Raw genomic sequence first — 26,923 nt, forward strand, 5'->3', positions numbered from 1 at the left:
TTTTTTATTTCTCCTTATTTTGTAACTGCTTGTGCTTGGTGAGTATGTTCTGCACCTTTGAAAAGTTTCAATCTTTTCATTTGTTTATCTGCTAATTTATTTTGCGGTAACATTCCTTTTACTGCAATTCTTACTGCCTTTTCAGGATTTTCTGCCATTAATTTTGAATAAGGAGTTAATTTTGCTCCACCAGGATAGCCCGAGAACGAAAAAGCTGTTTTTTGTTCAAGTTTCTTTCCTGTGAGAACAATTTTTGAAACGTTTGTTAATACAACAAAGTCTCCACAATCTATATGAGATGTATAAATTGCTTTTCTTTTTCCTCTTAATAACGCTGCTACTCTTACTGCCAATCTTCCCAATACCTGACCATCAGCATCTATAAAATGCCATTTTCTTGTTATTTCTTCCGTTTTTGGAAGATAAGTTTTACCATTCTTCATTTTAGTCGAACCTACCTATTTAGTATATTAAATTTGTATTTTATATAATTTTGGGCTCATAGTCAACTGAAAGTCCACTCTTTCGTTAACTATAGGATTATACAAATACAAAATTTTGTTTCACAAAATTTTAGTTTATGGGGTTATTGGTTTATTGGGTTATCGGTTATTTTTTAGCTGTTTGTCGTTGCTGTTCTCAACCTATAACCCTATCACCTTATCACCCTATAACCTGTCGTTCTAATTTCTCAAAGATATTCCCAAATCTTTGTTCCACTTTTCCAAAAGAATTGCGATATCTTTATTTACTTCCGTATCGTTCAATGTCTTATCGTTGTGTCTGTAAGTTAATCTAAACGAATAACTTATTTTACCTGCACCCAACTTCTCGTTTTCATATACGGAAAACAATGACCAATCTTTTAATATTCCGCCGTCTTTCATTACATGTTTTATAATTTTTTCTATCTTTTCAAACTTAATTGTTTTATCTGCAACAACGGAAATATCTCTTTTTACCGCAGGGAACTTTGCTACATGTTCGTAAGCATTAATTTTGTTTTTATAATTTTTTTCTATATTTTCTGTTTCAATTTCCGCATATATAACTTCATCGTTGGTATTTTCTGCAACATCCGGTCTTAAAACACCGAATTGACCGACAACCTTACCGTGATAAACTATTGCCGCCGTTTTTCCCGGATGATAATATTTTGCAGGTGTTCTGTTTTCGGCTATCGTAAACTCTTTTGACGGTAATATGTTTGATATAATACCGCTTGCAAAATAAAAATCGAATACAGGATTTTGTTTTGATGATTCCCAGTTCCACCATGGTTGCCATACAGGGCCTGACATAAGAATTCCCAAAACTCTTCTTTCACCTTTATCGTCAAATATTTTGCCTACTTCAAACAATTTTATGTCCGTTGTCGCCTGACCTATATTAAAATCAAAATTTTTCATAAGGCTCGGCAACAATGAAGGTCTTAAAACTTCGTTTTCTTTTGATATCGGATTTGCAATTTTATATGTATATTTTAAATATAATTTATCCAAATCTTTTATTTCGGCAAAACTGTAATTCATAGCTTCGCAGAACCCGAGTCCCACCAAAGAATTGGTTATTTGTTTTATTAATTTATTCGATCCTTTTTGTTCGGTTGAACTTATACCGGAATCTATATCCATAGGAATATTTTCGTAACCGTTAACTCTTGCAATTTCTTCTATCAAATCAACTTCTTCTTTAATATCGTTTCTGTAAGAAGGAACTTCGGCTATAAGAACATTTTGAACTTTTGAACTTATTTCTATACCCAAAAATCTTAATATATTTGCTATTGTTTTTTCATCAACGGCATACCCCAAAAGTTTTTCTACTCTTTCCACTCTTAAGTTTATTACAACTTTTTCGTTGTCGGGACTGTTATAATCTTCTCTTGTTTCAAGTCTTCCGCCGGCAAGTTCCGTTATAAGATTCAATGCTCTCCAACTTGCCATTTCGGCAACTTCCCAGGATGTTCCTCTTTCATATCTGTAAGATGCATCGGTGGAAATATTTAATTTTCTTGCTGTTTTTCTTACACTTCCGGGATTAAATACCGCAGCTTCCAAAAATACTTCGGTGGTTGCATCCGTTATTGAAGAACTTTGTCCTCCGATAACACCTGCTATTGCAAGTGCTTTTGAACCGTCTGCTATAACAAGATTATTTTTATCCAACTCGTGAGTTTTTCCGTCGAGTGTTGCCAACTTTTCACCGTCGTTTGCTCTTCTTACCACAACTTTTCCGCCCGAAAGAGTGGTAGCATCAAAAGCATGCAACGGTTGACCTAATTCCAACATAACATAGTTGGTAATATCCACAACATTGTTAATTGATTTTACTCCGCAACTTTCAAGTTTATCTTTCATCCATTTGGGAGAAGGTGCAATTTTTACACCTGTTATATGACAACCTATATATCTTGTACATAAATCTTTGTCTTTTACTTCAACAAGATTTTTTTCCGTATATTTTGCTGTTTTAAGCGGAGGTAATGTAACGATTTTTTGTAATTTTGCAGCAATTTCTCTTGCTACTCCCCAATGGCTTAAACAATCGCCTCTGTTTGTAGTAATTTCTATTTCCAAAATTGTATCTTGCTTTTCCAAAACATCTTCAAGTTTTTTACCTAAAGGAGTTTTTTCATCCAACACCATTATACCGTCGGAACTTTCTTCCAATCCCAACTCTTCTTTAGAACATATCATACCTTCGGAAGATACACCTCTTATTTTAGATGCTTTTATAGTAAAATTTCCGGGTAACACCGCACCGATTAATGCAAGAGGAACCGTTTGCCCCGCTGCAACATTGGGTGCACCGCAAACTATTTGATAATCTTTTGTTCCGTCGTTAACTTTACATATTGAAAGGTGATCGGAATTAGGATGTTTTTGCCTGTCTAAAACTTTTGCCGTAATAACTCCGGACCAATTAGTTCCGCCGCCTACAACCGTTGTTTCAACGCCCAAAAATGTAAGCATTTTACAAAGGTCTTGCGGTTCCATATCAAAATCTACTAACTCTTTTAACCAATTATATGAAATCTTCATTTTTTATATATTCCTCTTTTTTATAATCAAATTAAAACTGTCTTAACACTCTTAAATCGTTTTCGTATAAAACTCTCATATCGTCAATTCCGTACTTAAGCATTGCAAATCTTTCAACACCCAACCCGAAAGCATATCCCGTATATTTCTCGGGATCATATTTTACTGCTCTGAAAACGTTAGGATGTACCATTCCGCAGCCCAACACTTCTATCCAACCGCTGCCTTTACAAACTCTGCAACCTTTACCGCCGCAGAATACACATTTCATATCCACTTCCGCAGACGGTTCGGTAAACTGGAAATGTGAAGGTCTAAATCGTATAGGCAATTCCTGATTGAATAATCTGTTTATAAATAACTGCAATGTTCCTTTAAGTTGTGCAAATGTGATATCTTCACCGACTACAAGTCCTTCTATTTGATGAAATATTGCAGAATGTGAAGCATCGGTTGCTTCGTTTCTGTAAACTCTTCCCGGCACAATAACTTTTATGGGAGGTTTTGATTCTTCCATAATATGTATTTGTGCGGCCGAAGTTTGTGTTCTTAACAAATTTTCCGAATTTTCAAGATAAAATGTATCTTGAGTATCTCTTGCGGGATGATCTTTAGGAATATTTAACGCTTCAAAATTGTACCAATCGGTTTCTATTTCTCTGCCGCCGGTAACATTAAATCCTAAAGAAACAAATATATCACTCATTTCTTCTATTGCTTTACTTATTATATGGTAATGACCTTTAGGAAAATTAAACGAAAAAGCAGTAGAAATATCTATCTTTTCGTTTTTCATTTTTTCTTCTAAAAGTTTGTTTGTTATCTCTTTTTTCTTTGCTTCCATCGCTTCGGTTAACTGTGTTTTTGCCAAATTAACCTGCGAACCGATTTCTTTCTTTTCTTCTATCGATAACGAAGAAAGAGATTTTAAAATTTCGGTAATTTTACCTTTCTTACCTAAATATTCAACTTTGATATTTTCAATATCTGCAAGTTGTGCGGCTTGAAGTTTGTTTAATGCTTCGTTAAGTATTCCGTTGATATTATTATTCATTGTTCATTCCCGTAATTTTACTAATATGTTCTTTTGCGACCTTGTTTTCTTTATTTAGTTCAAGAGTTTTATCGTACATCTGTTTTGCTTTAATAAAATCTTGCCTTTCTTCGTATATTAACCCTAAACTGCAGTATGCCTGCCAACATTTAGAATCTTTTTCCAACACTTTATAAAACTCTATTTCCGCTTCTTCAAACTTACTGTTCAAAAAATAAAAGTTCGCCAACTCCAACAATTGTTCCTTTGTACTTTCTTCTGCCATATATAACCTACAACTTTTTAAACTTTTTTAACTGTTCGTCTTTTCCTACAACCACCAAAATATCGTTTTCCAATATTTCGTCATCCGGACCGGGAGCAATATTCGTTTCTTCTTTAATATCACTCTGTCCGTCATCGTTTATAAACGGAACATTTCTTTTTATTGCTATTATGTTTACTCCGTACTTGTTTCTTATGTTTGCACTTTTTATCGTCTTTTTCCAAAAAGGTTCCGGAGCAATTATTTCCACAAGATTATAATCTTTGGAAAATTCTATCTGTTCCAATATGTTCGGACTTGCCATACTTTCCGCAAGTTTTTTTGCCATTTCAAGTTCCGGATAAATAACTTTATCGGCACCTATTTTTACTGCAATTTTTGAATGCCACATACTTGTACATTTTACAATTACGTTAGGCACTCCCAAATCTTTTGCTATAAGGGTTGCAAGAATACTTGTTTCAATATCTTCACCCATAGAAATTATAACCGTATCGCAGTCTGCAATTCCGGCATCTTTCAACGATATATCATCGGTTGCATCCGCAACTATTGCCTGTGTTACAAAAGAACTTATTCTGTTAACTACTTCTTCTTTATGGTCAATCGCAAGTACAGGGAATTCTCTTGCTGCCAATTCTTTTGCAACATTTGAACCGAATGTTCCTAACCCTATCACTCCAAATTGTTTTTTTGCCATAATTTCTCCGTTTGTTACAGTTTTTATCCTATAAGGATTCTGCCTTCAGGATATTTTATATTGTTTGCAACAGGTTTTCTGTTCATCAAATATATAAGTATCGTTATTGCTCCGATTCTGCCTACAAACATAGCCAATATCAACAATATTCGGCCCGTTACAGACAGTTGCGAAGTAATACCGAGAGACAACCCTACGGTACAAAAACCGGATACCGCTTCAAATATAACTTTCAATGTGTCAAGTTGCGGTTCTACAAACAACATCAAAGTAATAAACAATACAACCAACACTATCATAAGTATAAAAACTAAAAGAGCTTTTCTTACCAAATCGTAATCCATACTCTTTTTGGCAAGAACATAATCATCCTGCCCTTTTATAACACTTCTTATAAATACAAAGACCAATGTTAAGGTGGTAATTTTTATACCGCCGGCAGTACTGCCCGGTCCGCCGCCTATAAACATTAATATTATTAAGAAAAATGCGGTAAATGTTGTCATGGTAGACATCGGCAAAGAATTAAATCCCGCCGTTCTTGAACTTATTGCTTGGAAAATCGAATTGTTTACAACCCAACCCCAGGCAGAATCATGATTTATAAATATATAAGCCTGACCTGCACAAAAAGCAACAAATCCCAACCCTATTAAAAGTGCGGTCATCCACAAAATTACTTTTGAATGAAAAGTAAGTTTTATGTTTTTGCCTCTGATTTTATCCATTACATCCACTAATACAAAAAATCCGAGTCCGCCCAAAACAACAAGTGCTACAACAGTATAAAGTACCGTCGGATTATTTGAAAATCCTTCCAAACTGTTACCGAAAGGGCTGAAACCCGCATTACAAAATGCGGACACGGAATGAAATATTCCGCAATATATTGCTTTTCCCAAAGGGAAATCTTTCAAGAAACCGAAAGTAAGAATTATCGCACCCAACAATTCTATATTAAGCACAATAAATACTGCTTTTTTTAATAATTTAAAGAGCTCACTGAAAGAACTTATATCAAAAAGTTCCTGCATTATTTTTCTGTCTTTTAAAGCCATCTTACCTATTAAAAGACCTAATCCTGTTGAAACCAACATATACCCGAGACCGCCGATTTGTAATAATAAAAGTATTATTATCTGACCGAATTGAGTAAAGTAAGTTCCTATATCTACAACCGTTAAACCCGTTACACAAACTGCCGATGTAGCGGTAAACAAACACGTCAACACCGAGAAAGCAGCACCATCTTGCCTTGCAAAAGGTAGGCACAACAATGCTGTTCCCAAAAGTATTAAAGCTATAAAAAATAAAATTATAGTTTTAACAGGTGATCCGTTCATCCGTCATTATGCAGCTTTTGCTATTTCTACCAATTGTTTAAATGTTGCGTTATCGGTAACCGCAATTTCCGCAAGCATTTTTCTATCCAAAATAACATTTGCTTTTTTAAGACCGGAAATAAATCTGTTGTAAGACAAACCTTCTTCTCTTACTGCAGCATTCAATCTTACTATCCACATTCTTCTGAATGTTCCTTTTCTGTCTTTTCTGTCGTTATATGCATATACCAAAGACTTTTCAACCTGTTGAATAGCCATTCTCCAACGATTGTTTTTATCCGAATAATAACCTTTGGAAAGTCTAAAGACTTTTTTCTTTCTTTGTCTTGTTTGAACAACGTTTTTTACTCTCATTATCTTTTCTCCTTAATTTTCTTAAAAAAACTACTTTGCGTAAGGCATAAACTTTGCCATTCTTTTCATATCGGTACCGTCTACTATTTGGGATTTTCTCAATTTTCTTGTTGTTTCACCCGGATTTCCCGTAAGTAAATGTCTGTTACCTGATTTTTTATACTTCAATTTACCTGTTCCGGTAGCTCTGAATCTTTTTTTTGCACCGGTATGAGTTTTCATCTTTGGCATAATTAGTGCTCCTCCAATATTTTATTTTTTATTTTTAGAATCTTTCTTTTTAGGTGTCAAAGTTGCAAATGACCTTGTACCCATAGAAGATAATTTACCTTCAACTACTGCTATATCTTCAACTGCCGCCTGAACTTTTTCCAAAACGGCAAGACCTAAATCTTTATGTTGCATTTCTCTTCCGGAAAACATAACCGTTATTTGAACTTTATCTCCGCCTTCAAGGAAATCTCTTATCTTTTTTAACTTCACATTAAAATCATTTTCGGCAATTCTTGTTCTGAGTCTGACTTCTTTCAACTGCATATTTTTCTGTTTCTTTTTAGACTCTTTTTCTTTTTTCGCCATTTCATAACGAAACTTTGAAAAATCCATAATTTTACATACTGGCGGCTTAGCTTGCGGAGCAATTTCTATTAAATCCTGCCCTGCATCCCTTGCTTTTTGTAAAGCAACCGCTATCGATACTACACCTACCTGTTCGCCTTTCTCATCAATAAGTCTTACTTCCGGTACTCTTATGTACTGATTAGTACGATATCTTCGAATATCTATACAATCCCCCTCGCAGGACTTTCACCTGCAAAAATAAAAAATAGAACGGATAAAGATACCCGTCCCATATATACAATACTGCCATAACTCTAAACTTATAAAACCTTTTCCCTAAAAGTAAGGTGAAGGTGAGTCGGGACGACTTCTTTACCAATTTAGTTTGATTATTATAATTAAATTATTTTAAAAAGTCAACAGCAAAGCAATGTACAATGTATAATGTACAATTTACAATTAATGAAACTTTTTAAATTTTCGTTTACAAGCATGATTAAAGCCGTCTATGAGTGTAGAAAAATTTAAAGTAAAAAACTATAAATCAAAAAAAGTTTTTTAGTGCGAATATGATTGAAGAAAAATCCGTTACATTAGTCTGTTAGGATTTTTCAAGTTGGAGCACGGCTTTAAATTTTTCAAACGAATGGCTTTTTTACTTGTAAATGAGAAATTTTAAAAGACATATATGTAGATTGCCACAGGGCTAAAGCCCTTCGCAATGATGCTAATTGCTAATTGATTTTAGGATTGCTTCTTCCATGGAAGAAGGATCGGCAACATTTTTACCAGCAATATCAAATGCCGTTCCGTGTCCGGGTGAAGTTCTTACAAAAGGAAGTCCCGCGGTAACGTTTACTATTTTCTTGGGGTTCAAAATTTTTAAAGGTAACATTATTTGATCGTGATACATTCCGACAAGCAAATCATACTTATATTTTAAGAACTTTGCCCATGCAACATCTACAGGGTAAAGTCCGCAAATATTGTATCCTTTTTTCTTTAAAGTATTTATTGCCGGAATAATTTTTTCTTTTTCATCGTTACCTAAAATTCCGTTATCACCGGCATGAGGATTTAATGCACATACCAAAATTTCAGGTTTTCTTTTTAAAAAAGATTTAACGAAATCCGCCGAAAGCGCGGTTGTTAAAACAATATCTTTTTTAGTTAAAACAGACGAAACTTTTGATACAGGCAAATGTCTTGTTACCATAACCGAATTTATGTTATCGCAAATCATCATCATACAATAATTCTTTGTTTTTGTAAGTGCGGCCAAAAATTCCGTATGACCGGAATATTTTAATCCCGCATACTTAAACGATTCTTTGGATACGGGAGCTGTAACCATAGATTTTGCTTGTCCGTTCATACACATTTTTACGGCCTGTCTTATGGCATCACAAGCTATAAGTCCAGATACTTTTGACGGTTTTCCCAAAACAAATTTTTCGGAATAGTTCGAAGAAAAAACAAATTCCGCTTTTTTTGATTTTTTGTTTATATCAAAATATTTTGATATTACATTTTTGTCACCGACAACAACAGGGCTGCAAACCCTTTGAACTTTCAAAGAATTTACAGCCCTTAAAACTATTTCCGGACCTATACCTGCCGGGTCACCTATTGTTATTGCTACTTTCGGTTTTAACATCTGTTACCAAACTTGGTTAATTTTTATATTTGCTTTTGTTTTTAAACCTTCAACCCATTTATCGTAAAGTTTTTTACCGTTCTGTCTGTACAAAACTTCCGCCAAATCGTTTCTTACATCTTCAAATGTAAAAGATTGGCTTGCTCTGCTTTCGGTTACTCTTATAAAATGATAACCCGAATCTGTTTGTACCGGTTCTTTTGTATATTGACCTACCGTCATGCTGAAAGCTTTTTCTTCCAATCTTTTATCCAAATCACCTTTTACTACAAAACCCATATCACCTTTTCTTTGTTTAAGTAAAGAATCTTCCGAATACTTTTCGGATGTTGCTGAAAAACTTGCACCGGAAGCCAACTCTTTTTTAACACTTGCAACTCTGCCTTCTGCAGCTTTTCTTTCTTGAGGTGTTGCATTTTTATCGCACTTAATATAAATTTGGTTCAATCTTACTTGTTCCGAAGACATTCTTTTTAACAATTTTGCAACTGCATCAACAGTTTCTTCATCTTCCTTGGAAAGCCCCAAATTTTCACCTTTCATCTTAGCTCTTACATTATCATAAAATTTCTTAACATCCGTTTCGCTGGGTTGTTTTATGTTGCTTTTCATTTCTCTTTCAACGAGCTTTTGAACCATTAATTGTTCTTCTATTCTTTTTTCAAATTGGACTTGAGTTAAACCTTCGTTTTTTAATTCGGCCTGAAAAGTTTCATCGTTAGGAAATCTCTTTTTTACTTGATTTACAGCTTCATCAAGTTCTCTTTTAACAATTTTTATTTTTTGTTTTTTAGCTTCCTGAGTTAAAACCATTTGATCAATTCTTTGTTCCAAAATTTGATTTTTTAATTCATTTATTTTTGAATCGGATTGTTCGGTTACCGGTGTCATTGCCATATATTGTTGAACCATAGGCTCAACTATTTTATCGAACTCCGAACTCATTAACGGTTCTCCGTTAACTATAGCCAATGTTTTATCAACAACTTCATCGGAAAAAGCAACTCCGCTGATAAGAAACATCATACATACCAATGATAAAATTTTTTTCACTTTATTATCCCCCTATAACAAAATACTAATTTGAAAACTCTTTTAAATCCGGTTCTTGTTGCACATCAATATTGTCTGTAAGCCCAGAACCGTTTATATTATCCAATTTTGAATAATCTACAGTTACATTTAATTTTTTCTTTGCATCTTCAAACCATTTTTCAAATTTTGTTTTTTCTATAATATTTTTTATTTCCGCCTTTGCAACATCTTCAGGAATAGGTTGCAATTTTTCTTCCGATACTTTCGTTATTATATGTAATCCGAAAGGTGTTTCAACTATATCGGATATTTCGCCGTTTTTCAAATTAAATACGACATCTTCAAATTCTTTTACAAGTTCTCCTCTTCTGAAAGGACCGATTTGTCCCCCTCTTTGTGCGGAAACTTTATCTGTAGACATTTCTTTTGCTACGATATCAAAATTTTCCCCTTTATTTATTCTGTCATAAGCAATTTCCGCTTCTTCTCTTGTAGGTACAAGAATATGTTTTGCAATTACGGCTATCGGACTTGTAAAATCCGCTTTATGCTCTTCGTAATATTTATTTATTTCATCTTCGCTTGCGGATATCATATTTTCCTGAACTTCCTTAATGTACATTTCTATCATTAAACCGTCTTCATAATCTTTCAATTGTTTTTTCTGTTCATCTTTAAAATCTTGTATAGAGTTTTTGTATTCTTCTCTCTTATCTACGCCGGCTTGTTTTGCGGATTCGAGTATCAATTTTTCTCTAACCAATAAATCAATAAATTGTTTTTTGCCGGGTTCGGTATTAATATATGCCTGATATGCCGGAGGTGCCGACATTAATCTTTCGGAAAAATCTTCGGTTGTTATACTATCGTTACCAACCTTGGCAAGAACATCTCCTTTCTGTTTACAGGCCCCTAAAACCATCAAACCGCAAATCAATAATGTAACTAATTTACAAATTTTCATTTTTAACAACTCCTTTTTAACGAATCACAAATTTTAGACTACTGCTGCATCAATAATGTTTCACTTAAAGCTTTCAATATAAAATAAACATTTTTTATTATATTAAAAAAAAACTGTTTTTAATATCTTAATATTGTATTAAATTTTGTTTAAATATAAAAGCATTAAAAAAAGTTTAAGACTTGACTAAAATACAAATGTATATTATAATATTGTATATTAATTAATATTGCTTTGGAGGCTATATGAAAAAAGAACTTACGGAAAAGCAGGAAAAAGTTTTGGAATTTATCAGAAAGTTTCACACCGCTAATGCAATGATGCCTACCGTTAGAGAAATTGCAAAAAATTTTAAATTATCTATCGGGTCGGTTCAACAACATTTAAGAGCACTATTATCAAAAGGTTTTTTAGTAAAAAGAGGATCTTTATCAAGAGGAATAGATTTTCCAAACAGAAAAACTTTTACCCCGGTGGCAATTTTAGGCAGTGTTCATGCGGGAACTTTTTTGGAACAAATTGAAGATGCAAGTGATTACATTTATATTAACACCGATATCACAAGAAATAAACAGTGTTTTGCATTAAAAGTAAAAGGTGACAGCATGGAACCGTCGGGAATTGTTGAAGGAGATACAATTGTGGTTTCTAAAGGAGAAGCTCCTTCCAACGGAGATATTGTTGTAGCTTTGGTGAATAATGAATCCGCGGTAAAAATGTATTTTAAAGAAAAAGGTAAAATATTTTTAAAATCCACGAACCCTAAATATCCTACATTAAGTTCCGATGAATATGATATTGATATTGTCGGAAAACTTATATATTTGGTAAGACAATACAGAGGATAATAAGGTATATTTATGGCAAAAGGTTTAAAAATATTTTTTTATATATTGTTTGCTTTTGATATTATTATCGGAATAATTTTATCTCTGTTCTTAAATATTGTTATCGGTATAACGACAGCTTGTGTTTTGTTGCTTATAAACATAATCACGTTTGTTGTTATTTTAAAAATAGACAAAAAGAAAAAAGAGATTGATAATATCAGTAATAAAATTATTTATTAATTTTTGTTATTTTTATATTTTTCCCAAATATTCCATAAATTAACAGCACTAACAAAACATATGTCATACATATATACACAAACAAATCTCCGATTTTATCGTATATCGTTATGTAATTATTTGTGTATACTGTTTCTTCAAAACAGACTTGTTCTTGATTTTTAGTTTGTTTTGTAATTTTACCTGTCGGTGCAATTACACCAGATATTCCGGTGTTTGATGCAACAATAAGATATTTTCTGTTTTCTATTGCTCTGAAAATATTTAACACAAAATGCTGATACGGATAAGAAAGACCATCACACCAAGCATCGTTTGAATGTGTAGTTAATAAAGTTGCTCCTTTTAAAACCAATTCTCGTGACAAGTAAGGATAATAATTTTCCGAACAAATATTTATTCCTAAATTATATTTATCAAAATCAAAAACTTTTAAATCGTGTTCTTTACTGAAATTATCGGTCAAATTTACTTTTTCCAAAAGTTTAACAAGAAAATTTTCAAAAGGAACATATTCTCCGAATAAAACAAGATGTTTCTTTTTATATTTATCTGCAATGTTACCATCTCGAGAGATAAAAAATATTGAATTATATAACTTTTTATTTTCAACTGCTTTGCCGCCTATTAAACTTAAATCGGAATATTTTGAAATATCTTTAACTAAAGTTTGAATTTCTTCATTTTCTTCTAATATTCTCGGCAAAACAGTTTCAGGATACAAAATTATTTCACAGTTTTTATCTTTGAAAAATTGTGCGTTAGTATATATAGTATTTATTATCTCGTTTTTTAAGCTTTTTCTCCATTTCTTCTCTTGAGCAATATTAGGTTGAACAACTCCTATTTTTATTTCATTTTTAGTACTCATTTTTGTTATTTGATTTATTCTAATAAAGCTGTAACTTAATAACAAAGCAAGTATTAAGATTGTAATCATTAAATACTTTTTCCCCTTGTTGTATAGCCAATAAAACAATAAAAAATTTATTAATATTATTACAAAAGATATGCCATACACTCCGAAAACATCGGAAATTTGTATTATTTGTGTAAACGAACTTTGTGAATATCCTAAAAGATTTATCGGAAAACCGCTTAAAAAATAATTTTTTATATATTCGAAAATAACCCATAAACTTGCTGCAAATATTGCAGCTATTATTTTTTTATAACTCTTAGTGATATTAACTATTGAAGACCATAAAACAATATATGTCGTTTGATAAAGCCAAAACAATATTGCTACTATCAATGCTGCTTTTATTGATTTGGTATTTGTAAGCAAAAATAAAAACATCCAATTGAATGCAATTAGGGAACTTACCATTCCGGTAACAAATCCATACAACGCAGAATATTTTAAATTGTTTTTATATACACAATATATTAAAGGAATAAAAGCTATCCATGCAAAGATAAAAAGATTAAATTTTTGAAAAGATAATGCAAGCAATATCCCGGATATTATCGAAAATATCAAATATTTAAACTTATATTCTCTAACTATAAATTTATTTATCATATTTTTTATCATACCATTATTATATTATTTTACAATAAAAAAAGGCAGATGATTTTCTCATCTGCCTCTTTCGTTATTGCTGTTTTTTTCAATTATGCCGCCGCTGCTATCGCATGAATATTTCTCATACTAAAGCTCATCATCGGTGTTCTGTATTTCTTGTCTGATCCTGCCAACAATTCCATTACATCTTCTATCTTTGCATCTTTTGCAAACTTAATATTCTTATCCACTATCGTGCTTTGTAATTTCTTAACATCTATTACAAAATCTCCGTCACTTGCTTTAGATACTGATGTCTTTACCCCATCTTCAAACATATTTACTATCACATTCTGATTTACTGCTTTACCTACTATCAATTTTGCCATTATCTCTTCTTCGTTTGCTGTCGTTAACCACTCTTTATCTGTTCCAACTGTCATCAATAAGTCTCTCAATGTCGTTACTAACTCTATCTCTACTCTTACTTCCGCTTCACTCAATTTTCCTTCTTTTCCTAATGCCACCGATTCCGTTATCTTTTTTGTTGCTCCCTGTACTATCGCTTCTTTGTTACCCAATGCACTCTCATCCAATCCTATGTATTCCAACATACTTGTTGCGTCTTTGTTCCATATCGATAATACATATTTCAATGCTTTGCTTAATTCTCCGGGTGCCGTTACTCCGTCTATTATCTTCTCTAACATCTCTTTCCCGTCTTCGTATCTGCTCGATTTTACTTTATTGAACACTTCGCCTATTACTTCTTTTACTCTGCTATCCAAATAACTTACTCCCTTTTGTCCTTTCTGCGTCAACATCAAGCCGGTGAACCCTTCTTCTTTAAAGAACTCATCTATACTCATCGTCTCTTCTACCTTTTCTCCCTTTTCGTTCGTGCCTGTATATGTCAAATATCCTCCGGCTATTTCCGTTACCGTTATTACATGTCCTGTTTCTTTTCCGGCATTTTCTTTATATGCTATAAATGCTGACGGTATTACTACTCCCTTTAATCCTTTGAATGCTTCCATTGTCTTTTCTGTTTCTATTTCTTCACCTTTTGGTGTCGTTATTGTGTATGTTACAACCTTTTCTCCTCCGCTCTTTTTAACTCCTGTTACTGTTATTACTTCTCCGGTCTCCGGCATATATATTGTAACTGGTTCTTTGTTAAGTCTCTTTGTATCAATTTTCTCCATATCAACCGTTTGTTCGGACAATGTTGCATAACTCAATCCCGTTCTCTTTCTCAATTGCCCTAATTCCGTTCCTTCCAATCCTTCTCCTACTCCTGCCGCTTTTAACTTATCCTGCGCATACGGATTTGCTCTCAATGCCGCCTCTGTTAATGAACTTAAAGGAATTATCTTACCCATCGTCTCTGCCGCTACTTCTACACAATCCATCACTTCTGCTCCGGCTGTACTTTGTGCTTCCTCCAATACCGGCTTTATCTTTTCTCCCAATACTTCTCTGTCTCTTGAATCTTCTTCTTTCGATTCCTCTATTACCAATACTATCTTTGTAACTTGTTCTTCCGTTAATTTCCCGTCTCCTACTACCGCTTCTATACTCTTCTTTGCTCTGTCACTGCTCAATACTTCCACACTTACTTTCTTTACTACATCTCCGAAACTCGTTGCCCTACTCAAACTATAATAATTCTTCATGAATGTTGCATAATTATCACCCAATATCTCTTTTCTCTTTTCTTCTGTCTTTCTCTTATCCACTCTTTCTCCTCTCATTACTTCCGTCGCTTTCATAAAGTCTTCTCCGCTCATCTTATTGTAATACTTGTTTCTCTCAGCTTTACTGTTCATTATTCTATTTATCTTCTTCTCTGCTACTCCTTCACCAAGAATATCTCTTACACTCATATCTCCTACTATATATCCCTTCAATATTGCATCTTCTCCGCTTACTAACTCTCTTACTCTTGCATCTATCTTAACTTGATCCGCTCCGTATCTTGCTCTTTCCTGTTCACTCAATCCTAAATATTCTTCTATTGTAAATCTCTTATAATTTGCGGTCTCTACTCTTCTATCTACCTTTGTTGCCAAACCTTTTATATCTTTGCTTCTGTTTACTTCTCCGATTGTCAATTTCTCCATTGCCAATCCTTCAGGTACGCCCATTCTGTTCTTTATTTCCCTTATCTTCTTCTCTATCGCCTTTCTGTCTATTCCCAAATATTCATATAATTTATCTATTTGTTCTTCGCTCATTCCTCTCATCATTGCTCCAAATTCTCTGATACTCTTTCCTTGTATTGTTTCTCTTATTGTCTTTCTCGCTTTTCCTGCCTCTTTTAATATTCCGTTTATATCTTTTCCTTCAAAACCAAGTTTTTGTAATCCTTTAACTTCTTCAACTATATCTCCGTTATCTATTATCGATTTTATCGGTAAATTATCTACATCTATTTCTCCTAATTTCTCCAATTCTTTAGCTCTCTTATCATATAATGCGTATCCTAAATATCTTGTTGCTCCGTTTATTATTCCTGCTAAAGATATTCCTTCTCTTTCCGATATTATCTTTGCTCTGTTCATCGTCAATGTGTCTCCGAAGCTGGTTACTCTCTCCTTCATCTTATCTTCACTGCTGATTAATTGTTCTACATCCGTTAACTCTGCTATACTCATCTCACTTATCGCTGCTTTTTCAACATCACTCGTATATTTTTCTTCCAATTTACTCTTGTTATCTATCACATTACCTAAACCGAATGCCGTCATCGCCGTACTATATTCTTCTCCTAATGCCGCTCTTACTTCTCCTATCTTCTTTTCTCTTATTATCGTTCCTATCGCTTTCCCGCTTACGATATCTTCAACGCTGATCACACCATCGCTTATTAATGTCGATACCCCTTCAACATAGTCTGAATTTGATAATTCTTCTATGCTCATTCCTCCAACTACTTTTGCTACTATTTCGTTGTGTTGCTTTATACTTATATCTCTTCCTGCTAACGATTCTCCTACAACACGTTCTAATCTTTCTTTATTTTTATCTAATTTTTCCAATCCCATTACAGAAACAAATTTGTCAAGATTTCTTTCTCCTATCTCTTCTACTACTGCAGCATAACTCTTGCCCATATAAGTATCTCTTACATATTCATCCGCTGTTACCTTCATCATCTGTCTTACTTTCGTACCATCACTCAATTGCCCTAATGTCAATCCGGTATCAAATTTTATTACTCCGTCTAATTCGTCTAACAATGCAGATTTACTTAACCAATCAAATATCTTCTTATTATTATCCCTTACTATTTCCATATCTAATCCTGATGCTTCAAGCACAGTTTCTACATTAGGCAAGTTACTATCTCTCAATTGTTGTGGCGTTATTCCTCTTACTTGTTCATATAATTTTGCTCTTGTTATTTCTGTATCCGGATTTATCGTTATTAAGCCATTAGTTATCATACTTTGCAATTGTACTGTAAATGTTTCACTTGTCATCTCTTCTAATGTAAACGATCCGGCTAACTTTTTAGCTTCCGCTTCAGGAATACCTTTATTTTTAAAGAAGTTTACAAGCGTTTCATAATTTCCTTTTGCCGTACCGTATTCTATTCCTCTTCTTTCGATATCGTTTGCTATGTCATTATTTCCTGTCGTCTTATTATATGCCAACCTTTGTGCTATAACTTGATAATCTTCTACTCCTTGATCCATTATCTTTTGTAAATATAAATCATATGCCGCTGTTTCTGCTTCGCTTACTTTATCACTATACGGCGATTTCATTATCTCTAATACTCTATCTCTTCCTACCGTTCTTTCAAACTGTCTGTATGCCGATACCAGATTTTTATATTTTCCTTCTCCGTATGTCTCAATTATATCAGCTGCTCTCCTAAATTCTCTTGCGGCATCTTCTATTCCTATTATTTCTCCTATCGTCGTTGCTTTTAATAATCTTTCGTATTCTTCTTCGAAGCCTTTCCATGTGGATACTACTTTATTGTCTCTATCCGTAACAAAGTTATCACCATTTGCTATTACAGACAATGACATTCTGTCTATAACATCAAGCTCAACATTATTCATCACAAAATTATATCTGTCCGCAAAAACTTTAGGTTCTTGTGTAGGATATGTCATTCTTGCTGCAATTTCTAATATTTCTTCATCCGTAGGCAATGTTATATCTATCGGTTTTTCTTCCGTACCTCTTGTTTGTTCCATCAAGTTTCTTATATTGCCGATTCTAACATCACCATTATTAACTGTACTTACACCCTTACTACCTACCAAGCCTTCAAGAACATATTTCTCTTTATCACTTAATGTTATTGTTCCGTTTTGTGCCAAATCATATATTAATTTAGGCATATCATTAAATCTACTTATGTCACTCAATCTTAATTCTTTTCTTACAGCCTTTACTTCTTTATCACTCAAACTTCCTAAATATGCTTGCATATTTGCTATAGCAGTATCGGTTTCTTCTGTTATTGGCAATCCCATCTGTGCCATACGAGTTTTGAGTTCTGTAGAATCAACTGTCATTATATTTTCAACATCTGCAAGTCTCAAATCAATATTGTTATCATATACCGAATTCCAACCTTTCACGGCTCTTCCGTCACTTATTGCGTTTGGTATTTTACTCAAAACAGCTTTTGCCTGTTCTATACCAGTAAACACAGTTTCAATAAAATCTTTCTTTTCCTTGGCTGTAGCTTGAGCATTTTCTTCGCTACCGTCTTTCTTTGCCAATGAAGATATGCCTGCCTTAGCAGCATTATATACCTGCATACCAAATACCTGTTTTATGGTATCAACAATAGATTGTCCTTGTAACTTGTAAGAACCACTTATTATTTGATTTCCACCGCCAACACCCAAAGCACCATTAATAATACCTAATACTGCTGAAGTCGGTAAGAATGCTGCTGACTGTTTCAATACAGAAACAGCATCGTTTATTAAAGGTGCTATAAACGGATGATTGTCTTCAAATTCTTTATAATCCGCTTTTGCTCTTTGTGCAGGAGATAAAGCTAAATTTTTATATTGAGCAGCATCTATTACCGGTGTTAATGCATTATAACTATCCAAAATCTTTTGTTCATCAGCATTTAAACCTATTCTACCAATTAATTTATCTCTATCAAGCTCGGTTTCATTAGTTCTAAGTTTTCCTGTTGTTAACTCATTTCTTACTTTTAGCATTTCAATATACATTGCAGAAGGTAGTTTTATATTTTGCTGTGCTAAATAACTTGGCGGATATTGAGCCTTTAATATTTGTTTTAAATATGGTCTGTAAACATTTACATTATCCGACGTTATCATACCCATATTTGCAAGTGATGTTAAATTATCTACCGATATATCTTCTTTTGCTAATTGTTGAGCTATACTTAACGCATTATCTGCAATAGCCGAACTTCCTGTTTCTCCAGAAAAATCGAGACCTAACAATTCTCCCAACAATATTGCCAATGCTCTTGCTAAATCATCATCATCTGAAGCCATTTTAAGTTTTGTATATGCCTTAACTAATCTGACACCTTCATAAGTTAAATTTTCACCGACACTATATTTGTTATCATTCAAAATATCCATCAACTCAGTTTCGTTAATACCATTTGACTGTAACTGTTGCTGAGCTTGAGTTTTTGTCATCTGCATACCATTTGCAGCTGAACTGAAATATGGCATAACCTTATCTGCTTGATGATAAATAATATCAAATGCAGCTTGAACGGAACTTGCATCAACATCTAAACTTACTATACTTCCGTCTGCATTTGCAGCTCCTGTTTCATCAAATTGAGCATTCTCCCATGCCTCAAGCCATTGCTGAGCCTTTGCTTTTGCTGCATCTGTTTCCAATAAAGTTACAAGGCTGCTAAATGCTTCTATTGCTTTCTGTCTTTGACTTTCCAAAGAATTTGTTATCTGATCTTTTCCTGATAATATTTCTCCTCTTCCAACAGTCGCTTCACCATCGGTATGATTATCAAATAAATTCTTCTGAACGTTTCTTATAACTTCTCTATCTGCTTCTGAAATTCCGGCTTCACCCATTAAATCTGCTATCGCACTCGTTACACATTTATCGTTTAAAGTATCTATCATACCAAACATTAACGAAGAAGAAGACTGCACAAAACCCTTATACATCTTTGCAAGCATCAATTTTTGTGCATCCGTTAAATTATTTATATCCTCTGCGGAAGTGATATTATCAAAAATTCCATATTTTGAATATTCTGAATTGGTTCTAAATTCATTTTGTAACCACTCATATATTCCGGCAGTTTCAACATCGCTCAACAATGTACCGATTTCAGACATATTTGCATAAACTGTTCTAGAGAACAATTCACCGTTATGTCTTCCAACTCTTCCAAAATCCTGATGTAAGAATGAATAGACGGCATCTGTACTGTCTGTGCTGAGTGCCCAATCTCCAGAAAAATCTAATCCCATACCGGATCTTTCATTACCCAAAATTATCTTAGTAACTCCTTCTTCAGCAAGTATATAACCGGTTTCTTCACCTGTTTCTGATTTCTTATATATATCATCAGCTCTTGTTGTTCCGTTTATTTCAAGTAATTGTATTACTTGACCGGTCTTAGAAGTTATCGTTGTTATACCGTTTATCTCAGATACTGTATACCCGCTATTTTCAGAATTTGCTATTTCCAATATTCTCGCTTTAATTTTATCTAATGTATCTTGTCTTACAGATGTAAAGAGTTGATTCATTCCGGTAGCAGAACCGTTCAAAATATTATTTGCTATAACATCTATTCCCGCATCGCTTATTGCTCCATTAGAGTCAATCATTCCGTTATCCGTTGTGAAAGCTTGTAAAGAAATTGTATTGTATGCTTCATAAGCCATTTGTGCACCCGGAACTTTATTTTGCATTGCTTTTCCAAGCTCATTAAGAACTTTTTGAGTATCTGTTTCTGTTCCATTATTGGTAACTGTATCAAATATTTGTAATGCAGCCGTTAAATCTTCAACTACTTTTTGTTTTGCATCAACAATCTGATCATGAAGTGCTCCTGTTGTTGTTTGTGCCTGTGCCAAATCTGCCTTAGCCTGTGCAAGTTTTGCTTCAAGACTATTTCTTGTTCCTCCTATATTAAGTTCACCGAAATCAAAATTCTTTTGAGTTCCAAATCTTGTCACTGTCATTCCGTAAACATCAGACAAAGTAGCAACATGTGATAAAGTTCCCGACATACCGACATATTGCCCTTGACCAAAGAATAATCCGCTCCTTGATGTTCCATAAGTTGTATGACTTGTTCTAACACAATCAAAAGCTCTTTCTATAGCCTCTTCTTCCGTACATCTCAAATCAGCTTCAGCATTATTGGATGTTAAACACATTATAGTTGCAGCATAAGCATAACTGAAATCCGACAATATCATACTAGGTTCTGCTTGTCCCGTTGCACCTTTTGTTACCAATTTTCCAACTGCATCTTCTCCGACAAGTTCAGCATTATTGGTAAGCATATATTTATTTCCTGAACTTGCTTCACTCATAGCCTGTAACATAGATTTTACTTTACCGGTTGTAGCATCTTTTATACCACTTATCTGTTCTCTTACACTTCTCATTCCGGCTTCTGTAAATGAAACTTGCCCGTTTACGGTATCTACAACAAAATCTTTACCTTCAACTAAATTATTTGCAATAGCAAACAACTGTTTCATTGCTTCCTGTTGTTCTGTACTAAACTCTTGTCTTAATGTAGAATTACCGCCATCACTCATTACATAACTCATCGTTGTTTCCATGAATTTATGAACTTCATCAGCTATTGTAAGTCTTCCTGTTCTTGCCTGATGAGCTTTCTGAACATCCTGTAATCTTGTATCCTGCTCGGTGGCATTTCTTTCTGCTGTTGTTCTTCCAAAACCATACTGAGAATCTAACCATATACGAATACCGTTTTCATCATTCATTACTCTGGTATATCTTTCAATAGCAGTCATTTTCTCTCCGTTAAATTCAACAATTGAATCCGGTCTGTTCTGTGCCGCATCAACTATATCTCCCATTACATAAACAACTGCTCCGTTTCTTTCCATAAGAGCTTTGTTTTTCAAATGGTTATTTAATTCGGAATCATTTTGAACAATAAGATCCATATCCGCCTTACCGATATACGATCTTGCAAGGCCTATGGAATCGGCAATAAACGTTTTACCAAAACCTACTTCTGCATATATACCTTGGTTTGCACCACAAAGAACACTAAGTAATGCTCCATACTGTCCTAAATTATCTCCCTCAGTTTTATATCCTTTCCAACCTGTATAATCTCTAAAATTTCCCTCTAATTCCATAACAGCTTGATTGATACATTCTGCAAGCTTATTATAATCAAGATATGCCATATAATTATCGGATGAATAACCTGTTAAATATTCACTATATCTTTCACTGTTTATATCTATTTCCCTTCCTGAGAGTATATCTTCTACCAAAACCTGAAGACCGGCATTATTCATAAATCCTGAAGTTATTAATCCTCTGCTCATTAAGAAATTTAATGCTGCATATTTACCATTTTCACCTCTCAATAATTCATTTACCTTTCCTGCTTGTTCTTCTGCTGTAGTTGCATTAGAGCCTATACTGCGTGTTGCCGTATCTAATACTGTCTGTATTTCTGTATTTCTGACTTTAGCAGCAGCAATTTCTTCCGCTGAAACAGGTGTTCTGCTTTCTATAAGATTATTTACTTTCTGTTGCAAAGTATTTAATGCCGAACCTTCAGCAAAATTTAATGCCTGTAATCCTCTATTTAAAGTTTGTAAATCTGAAAGATTTAAATTAAATATTGCTCCTGACAAAATAGCACTATTGTTATCAACAAAAGTCTCTAATTGAGTAGTTAAAGAAGAAAGTTCTTCATTTGTTAAAGTAAATACTTTATTTTTGCTATTATTGGCAATATCAGCAATATATGCCAAATTTGAAACAAAACTCAAAGTTTCTTGCTGTATAACTTCGCTTACAACACTATTTTCCATTAATTGTTCAAATGTTGTTCTTCCTTCAGTAAATGCATACAAAGCTTCATTAACATCTTGTAATGCAACTAATCTTTCTCTTTGTTGCGCCGTTAATTCTCCTGGTACATTTTGTATAGTTTCTATTTCTGAAGAAAATCTTTGTTGCAACGAATTAACAGTGTTGTTAATAATATTAGCTTCTGCATTTGACAAATCTAAATTCTGCATAACATCCGATATATTAACAGCCACTCCGCTTATTGCACTTAAGTTGTTATATACTGCAAGTTGAACGAATGCATTTACGGCTTGAACATTGCCGGCATTAATATCAGCAACAATCTTACTGCTATCTAATACACCGTTCGCATTCGCATAATTAGAAACTAATGCTATAAGATTTACTTTTGTTTGCAAATTAAGTTCTGTAGCACCGTGGAATTCTTGGCTAAAAGTTAAGTTATTGAAGCCGTTATAATTACTTACAATCTGATAAGCATTTTGAAGTTGTGAAGCTGTAACATCTCCGTTCATAACAACTGATGCTGTGAGTGCAAGCATTAAGTTTTCAGTATTTACATCAGAAGTATTTAAACTGGCAACAGATTCTGATATAGCATTAACTTTTGCCTGAACAGTTGCCATGTCTGCTTTTGCAAAATCAGTTGTTTGTGCAACTGTTGCCAATGTAAGCATTGCATTTTGTAAACTTGTATTATTTGTAATATTACTGATAGACAATGTTTGTCCGTTAACAGTTATTGTTAAAGTATTATTTGCAAATGATGTTTGAGCAGTAGTTCCGTTGAGTGCAAACATAGAATCTATCATGCCGGTTACATTACTTGAACTTCCGTTAGAAGAAGCTAAAGCATTATAGTTTGCATTGTTTACAAAATTTGTATACATAGAATTTGTCAATGCTACTGATCCGGAAGGATCTAAATATTCAACAAAGTATTCAGCAACTGCAGGATCCATACCTAAAGAAACTAAACCGTGTTTAAGTACTGTTTCTTTTACCTGTTCTTCAACAAATCCACCTACCTGTTCACCTAAAAAGCTATGCTCAAAATTATATTTAAATTTATCAAATCCAGTAAGAGATTCTACCGGTGCTTGAGCTTCTATTGTTATTTTACCGGTAAATGTTTTTGAGAGTCCGGACATTAATTCTTGTGCCAAAGGCATACTTACATACATAATACCAGCAAACATTACACTATTACCCATATTCACGGATATTAAACTATCTGATTGTGCGGATTCTACAAATACTGCATTGGCAACACTATTTCCTAACTTACCAAGCCAACCATTACCAAAACCGCCATTTCCTAACCACTTATCAACCGCATCTGTTATTCCAAAGGTTTCAAATACAGCACCTATTACATTCATGCCAACATTTAATTTGGTCATAGAATACATATGTTGTGCCAATCCTTGCCAAGCTTTAAATGCTGCTACTCCACCTTGTGAACCGAATAGTGCACCAAAAGCCTTAACTGAACCTTTTAAACCGGTTACTATTGAATTAGGAATTGCTGCCAATCTTTCAGCAGCTGACAAATGTACAACTACTTTGTCTGCACTCGCTGCATTTGCTGCAGCTGTTGCACCTTCTGCTCCACCTCCTATACGAACAGGGAACAATATTGTCATTACTGCTGCTACAGCATTCATTACACCCATAAGTGTATCGCCTTTTTCAAAAGCAAGCGCGGAATTAAATGCCGCTGTTCCTGCAAGATAAGATGTTATAACTGCCGAAGCAACTAATGCTGCTCCAGTTAATGCAGGTGTTGCTGCCGCTAGCGCAGGAATAAATGCGGCAAGACCTAATCCACCTGTACATACAGTTACTACTATAGCTGCAACCGCTACAGCACCCATTATTGCCGCTTTACCTGCATCACCATCAGCAACAACCTGACTATATGACTTATTCAACATCATTGATGCTGACCAATTAAGAAGCACATTGCCAGAGAAATATTCGTTCCAACCTGCACCAAAACCTTTGCCGTCTATAGCACTTGATATAGCATTTACAAGGCCTCCAATTAAACCACCTGTCTGTAAATCATTGACAGCATTAAATACGGTATTTATTCCGAATGTTCCATTTTGAATATCTGTTACAATTGTAGTTACAGCTCTAACTATAGGATCTACAACTATACCAACAACACTTACAACAAAACCGGCAACTGTCTCACATGTTCTTGCGAACCATCCTTTATTTATAGTTATACTTGAAATATTTTTGTTTAGTTCAATAGTTCCATTCCAATTGAACCATCCACCCATATCGATATTTCCATTATTATATGTTCCACCAAATACAGAATCTCCATTTTTCAATTCAATACCATTTAACGAGAATGTCTTATTCTTAACATCTACTCCTTTCCAACTCTGTCCACCATTAATAGTTCCTGTAATGGTCAACTCTTGATTTAAATTAGCATTAAAGTTTCCATCTTTAACATCATTTATTGTTGCAGGATTAAATTTATATGTAGCCTTTACTGTTATACTTCCTGATTCCAAATTGGTTTCCAACATCTTACCTGCTAAAGCATAAAGTTTTGTATCTGTTTTTAAGACTACTACAGTCTCACCGTTAGTTGTAACACTAAGATCTTGCCCCAATATAGTTCCGGCATCTACAGTAGAATTAGATAATGATTGTAAATTATCGTTTGTTGAGTTGATATGTGAATCTGCGGTTAACGTTAATCTTGTTCCACCTATGAACTGATTAAATTGAGGAGTATAATATCCTTCCTTCTTCGTTTCTCCGTTGAAAGAAATATCAAATTGAGCATCTTTTCCACTTAATGTGAGTTTATCACCCTGAATATCCGCGTGTACTTCAGTAACAATTCTTTCAACTTCTTTAGGAGATTCTCCTCCTTCACCACCCGGAACTTCAATATCTCCGTTCATTGTAATACTCTGTCCATCATTAAGAGACATTCTTGCAGTAATATTTAATCCATTAATACCTATAGAAGAATCTAGTATTCTGTAACTATAAGTGTCAGTATCTTTCGAATCTCCTGTAGAATCCGACAAGAAAGAATCTGTGAATGTAATATCACTAAGAGACAATTTCTCTGTATAACTTCTGGCTTCTTCATCAATAAGTATCGCAAATTCCTGACGTTTTTCTTTGGCATCATTAAATTGATCTCTTGTCATTATTCCATGATCTTGTAAATAGTCATCATATGACATATTCGCATAATAATCCGCATTCTTTCCATTTGCCTTATCTGCTATATAAGCTTCTACAGCATCCTTATCCAATGTATGCATACCTGTTTCTTCATCATAAACTCCCCATGAATAAGCAAGATGTTGTAAATATTCTTCATAAGAATTAAATTGACTCATCCTAAGAGTATCGTAAGTATACATACCATACTCATATATATACTCATCAACATCCATTACCTTTGTTATTTCTCCTTCATTCATCAGATACAATCCGCCTTTTTCGGAATCATATCCGATTTCAGCTACAATTTCGGTACCATCAGGCAATGTACCTTTTTTCGTAACAAATCCGTCCGATTTAATGCTTCCGCATTTTTTATCGGAATCATATTCAAAATACAAGAAAAGCGAACCGTCTGCACCAAGTATAGAATAGGACTTATCCAGTACAAAACCTTTGTATGTACTCTGTTTTTCAAATGTAGCAGATTGTGTATATTCCTCAAATGTTTCTCCATCATCAATACTATAGTAAGCTTTATAACCAATAACATTTCCTTTATCATCGGTAATTTCTTCTAAGTAAGCCATAGCAGATTGCCCATTTACACTGGCATTTGTCCATAATTTTGCAGTCTTCATTCCACTATAATCATACTTTTCTTCGCCGTTTTCAACAGTCACTTTTAACTCTGATCCTTTTAAATACATTACCTCGTTCTTAACATCTGCAACATCTTGCAAATATGTTTCCGTATATGTACCACTCAAAATCTGCTGAGTTGCTTTTTTTGTAGTTTCATCATATGTTATTCTTATCGTAAATCCCTTTTCATACACCATTTTCTTTACTGCATTCGGATTATTCTCATCTACCGGGTTGCCGTCTTTATCCGCATATGTCGTTACATCTTTTAAGTATTCTTGGGTATAGCTGCCACCTATTATTTCTTGATTTGCTTTCTTCGTTGTCTTATCGTATGTTACTCTTATCTTGAATCCTTTCTCATATGTAACCTTAGTTATCGCATTCGGATCATCCTTCTCTACCGGGTTGCCGTCTTTATCCACATATGTAGTTACATCTTTTAAGTATTCTTGTGTATAGCTGCCGC

At 33.9% G+C, this 26,923-nt stretch carries 16 protein-coding genes; 2 read left to right on the forward strand and 14 right to left on the reverse strand.

The annotated features are described in order from the left end of the window. Positions 1-14 precede the first annotated feature (14 nt). The 12 genes from rplM to B2Y85_RS02470 all read right to left on the reverse strand — a co-directional run bounded on the left by rplM (position 15) and on the right by B2Y85_RS02470 (position 10,977). Positions 15-443, reverse strand: coding sequence for a 50S ribosomal protein L13 (rplM, locus tag B2Y85_RS02415; RefSeq protein ID WP_372518884.1), 429 nt, complete (start codon positions 441-443; stop codon positions 15-17). A gap of 240 nt (positions 444-683) precedes the next feature. After that, positions 684-3,044, reverse strand: a complete 2,361-nt coding sequence (gene pheT / locus B2Y85_RS02420) for a phenylalanine--tRNA ligase subunit beta (protein WP_372518885.1) — start codon at positions 3,042-3,044, stop codon at positions 684-686. Between the two features lie 31 nt (positions 3,045-3,075). Beyond that, positions 3,076-4,098, reverse strand: a complete 1,023-nt coding sequence (gene pheS, locus B2Y85_RS02425; protein ID WP_372518886.1) for a phenylalanine--tRNA ligase subunit alpha — start codon at positions 4,096-4,098, stop codon at positions 3,076-3,078. After that, positions 4,091-4,363, reverse strand: coding sequence for a tetratricopeptide repeat protein (locus tag B2Y85_RS02430; RefSeq protein WP_372518887.1), 273 nt, complete (start codon positions 4,361-4,363; stop codon positions 4,091-4,093). The genes pheS and B2Y85_RS02430 overlap by 8 nt, the downstream gene beginning before the upstream one ends. A gap of 7 nt (positions 4,364-4,370) precedes the next feature. After that, a complete protein-coding gene (locus tag B2Y85_RS02435; RefSeq protein WP_372518888.1) occupies positions 4,371-5,063 on the reverse strand; it encodes a potassium channel family protein in 693 nt (230 codons plus the stop codon). A 23-nt stretch (positions 5,064-5,086) separates the two neighbouring features. Further along, entirely contained in the window at positions 5,087-6,406 is a 1,320-nt protein-coding gene (locus tag B2Y85_RS02440) for a TrkH family potassium uptake protein (RefSeq protein ID WP_372518889.1), read from the reverse strand. A gap of 6 nt (positions 6,407-6,412) precedes the next feature. Beyond that, entirely contained in the window at positions 6,413-6,760 is a 348-nt protein-coding gene (gene rplT / locus B2Y85_RS02445) for a 50S ribosomal protein L20 (RefSeq protein ID WP_372518890.1), read from the reverse strand. Positions 6,761-6,790: 30 nt separating this feature from the next. Then, positions 6,791-6,991 carry a 50S ribosomal protein L35 gene (gene rpmI, locus B2Y85_RS02450; protein ID WP_372518891.1) on the reverse strand — a complete coding sequence of 67 codons (201 nt, stop codon included), beginning with the start codon at positions 6,989-6,991 and terminating at the stop codon, positions 6,791-6,793. A gap of 21 nt (positions 6,992-7,012) precedes the next feature. Further along, positions 7,013-7,546: a translation initiation factor IF-3 gene (infC, locus tag B2Y85_RS02455; protein WP_372518899.1), complete on the reverse strand. Its 534-nt coding sequence runs from the start codon at positions 7,544-7,546 to the stop codon at positions 7,013-7,015. A gap of 502 nt (positions 7,547-8,048) precedes the next feature. Further along, positions 8,049-8,978 carry a 4-hydroxythreonine-4-phosphate dehydrogenase PdxA gene (pdxA, locus tag B2Y85_RS02460; RefSeq protein ID WP_372518892.1) on the reverse strand — a complete coding sequence of 310 codons (930 nt, stop codon included), beginning with the start codon at positions 8,976-8,978 and terminating at the stop codon, positions 8,049-8,051. 3 nt (positions 8,979-8,981) lie between these two features. Beyond that, on the reverse strand, positions 8,982-10,031 hold the full coding sequence (locus B2Y85_RS02465) for a peptidylprolyl isomerase (protein WP_372518893.1): 1,050 nt from the start codon (positions 10,029-10,031) through the stop codon (positions 8,982-8,984). A 25-nt stretch (positions 10,032-10,056) separates the two neighbouring features. Further along, complete coding sequence (locus B2Y85_RS02470; RefSeq protein WP_372518894.1) at positions 10,057-10,977, reverse strand: foldase protein PrsA; 921 nt, start codon at positions 10,975-10,977, stop codon at positions 10,057-10,059. Between the two features lie 245 nt (positions 10,978-11,222). On the opposite strand from B2Y85_RS02470, the gene lexA reads away from it, so the two are divergent. Both lexA and B2Y85_RS02480 read left to right on the forward strand, forming a co-directional pair. Continuing rightward, positions 11,223-11,825, forward strand: coding sequence for a transcriptional repressor LexA (gene lexA / locus B2Y85_RS02475; protein WP_372518895.1), 603 nt, complete (start codon positions 11,223-11,225; stop codon positions 11,823-11,825). Positions 11,826-11,837: 12 nt separating this feature from the next. Then, on the forward strand, positions 11,838-12,047 hold the full coding sequence (locus tag B2Y85_RS02480; RefSeq protein ID WP_372518896.1) for a hypothetical protein: 210 nt from the start codon (positions 11,838-11,840) through the stop codon (positions 12,045-12,047). Here B2Y85_RS02480 and lnt read toward each other — a convergent pair. Beyond that, positions 12,037-13,572, reverse strand: coding sequence for an apolipoprotein N-acyltransferase (gene lnt, locus B2Y85_RS02485; protein ID WP_372518897.1), 1,536 nt, complete (start codon positions 13,570-13,572; stop codon positions 12,037-12,039). The genes B2Y85_RS02480 and lnt overlap by 11 nt on opposite strands. A gap of 92 nt (positions 13,573-13,664) precedes the next feature. Further along, positions 13,665-26,879, reverse strand: a complete 13,215-nt coding sequence (locus B2Y85_RS02490; protein ID WP_372518898.1) for a hypothetical protein — start codon at positions 26,877-26,879, stop codon at positions 13,665-13,667. Positions 26,880-26,923 lie beyond the last annotated feature (44 nt).

It is taken from the genome of Candidatus Ruminimicrobiellum ovillum, assembly GCF_002392975.1.
GTDB classification, from domain to species: Bacteria; Elusimicrobiota; Endomicrobiia; order Endomicrobiales; family Endomicrobiaceae; genus Ruminimicrobiellum; species Ruminimicrobiellum ovillum.